General features: G+C 53.9%; 3 protein-coding genes. All 3 read right to left on the bottom strand.

What is annotated here, in order from left to right; genetic code table 11:
* Positions 1-569: hypothetical protein (locus tag MHM97_RS22655; protein ID WP_239325899.1), on the bottom strand; the 569-nt coding region annotated here is incomplete at its 3' end.
* A 58-nt stretch (positions 570-627) separates the two neighbouring features.
* Complete coding sequence (locus tag MHM97_RS22650) at positions 628-1,611, bottom strand: hypothetical protein (RefSeq protein ID WP_239325897.1); 984 nt, start codon at positions 1,609-1,611, stop codon at positions 628-630.
* Positions 1,612-1,670: 59 nt separating this feature from the next.
* Positions 1,671-1,870, bottom strand: a 200-nt coding sequence (locus tag MHM97_RS22645; protein ID WP_239325895.1) for a hypothetical protein, incomplete at its 5' end; no start/stop codon positions are given.

The following is a 1,870-nucleotide window of genomic DNA, read 5'->3' as shown; positions in this document are numbered from 1 at the left end:
GACGGGGCGACATCGGCGACGTAGAACGTTTTGCGGAACCAACTGGTGTGCCATGTGTAAATCACCTCGCGCTTGCGATCAAAGCGCACCGGGCAAGGGCGGGGCCAGAGCAGGCCGAACAGAAGGACCCAGAGTGGCAAGGCAGTAAAGAAGATATAAAATGGAGCGCGCTTGAGAAAACGATTACCGTGGCCACGTTTCATATCCGAAACAAATTCGCTCTCGGTTCGGCGCGCTTGCTCTCTAAGGACCCTTCTTTGGTATTGCTCCTTCACGCGCTCTTCAAAATTAAAAACGTAGTCATAATCATCCATGGCAGCTGCCGTGGCATTCGAGAGGGAGCCGTACGAGTATGTATATGCGCATAGTATTACGCCCGTCATAAAAACGGACAATACATAAAAATGCACGCGGAAGATCTGATCTCTGAAGGTCTTGATTTCCGCGATATCAGGACTTTTAAGCTTCACCGCACGAGCGAGCGCGTGCCAGTAACCTGCTCGATCATAGGCAGGGAGGGATTTATAGTCGGCGGAACGCTCAGGTTCAGCCCACCGCGTGCTTACCATAGTGTATTCCTTGGCACCGTCAGGGGGGGCATAGGTATCGTCCGGGCGGGACGCTTGGTCAGCCTGCTCTGCTGCGGGTTCCGGGGGTGGTCAGATATGCCATCAGCGCAGCCTCGGTTTGGGCCTCGTCGAAATCGCGCTTTGGAGCCAGCGTCTTGCCGCCGAGCCACCTGAGCCAATCGAAGAAAAACACCGGGCCGCGCTGGAGTTTGGTCAGCCAATCGCCATTCCATGGTGCTCGATTTCCAGCCTCATCATATAGATAGCCGGACATGAAAGCCCGAATGAACATGAGCACGTCAACGTTGTGATGCTCGTGGCAGGTTGGATAGGGACCAACCTGAAATTCCCGTTTCTTTTCAGGGTTATCCGCCTGAAACATCTGAATGGAAACCGGGCCGGTGAAGGTTCCAAACATAATGGGGCGTCCTTTGGCGGCAGGGGCGATATCGGCGTGCAAGCCAGATAAGGACGACGGGGCGACATCAGCGACGTAGAACGTTTTGCGGAACCAACTGGTGTGCCATGTGTAAATCACCTCGCGCTTGCGATCAAAGCGCACCGGGCAAGGGCGGGGCCAGAGCAGGCCGAACAGAAGGATCCAGAGGGGGGAGCCGAGGATAATATAGAGGGGGCTTGTTCTCAGGAAGCGATTGCTATGGCCAGCCTCCATCTCTGACAAAAACTCATCCTCAGTAACAGTATCACCCAACCCATTTTTCCAAAAATTTTGATATTCACCTCTAATTTTTTCCTCAAAATTAAAGACATACTCGTAGTCATCCATAATCTGAGCCTTGGCTGCAGACAGCGACCCAAATGAAAAGATCAGGGCAAATAGCATTACGCCCAACAGAAAAACCGACAAGACATAGAAATGCACCCGAAAGATCTGGTCCCTGAAAGTCTTGATCTCCGCAATATCGGGACTTTCGAGCGTAATCGCTCGCGCGAGCGTATGCCAGTAATCTGCCCGATCATATGCGGGGAGGGATTTGTAATCGCGAGGGCGTTCGGGTTCGGACCAGCGATTGCTTACCATAGTGTTTTCCTTGGCACCGTCAGGGATTTTTCAAATGTGCCGCCATGGGGGACGCTCGATCACCCTTCTCTGCCGCGGGTTCCAGGGGTGGTCAGATATGCCATCAGCGCAGCCTCGGTCTGAGCCTCGTCGAAATAGCGGGTCGGGGCCAGCGTCTTGCCGCCCAGCCACCTGAGCCAATCGAAGAAAAACACCGGGCCGCGCTGGAGTTTGTTCAGCCAATCGCTATTCCATGGTGCTCGATTTCCAGCCTCATCAT

The organism is Epibacterium sp. Ofav1-8 (genome assembly GCF_022348185.1).
Classification (GTDB): Bacteria; Pseudomonadota; Alphaproteobacteria; order Rhodobacterales; family Rhodobacteraceae; genus Epibacterium.
The sequence above is the reverse complement of the archived record's forward strand: the minus strand, read 5'-3'. Positions and strand labels throughout refer to the sequence as shown.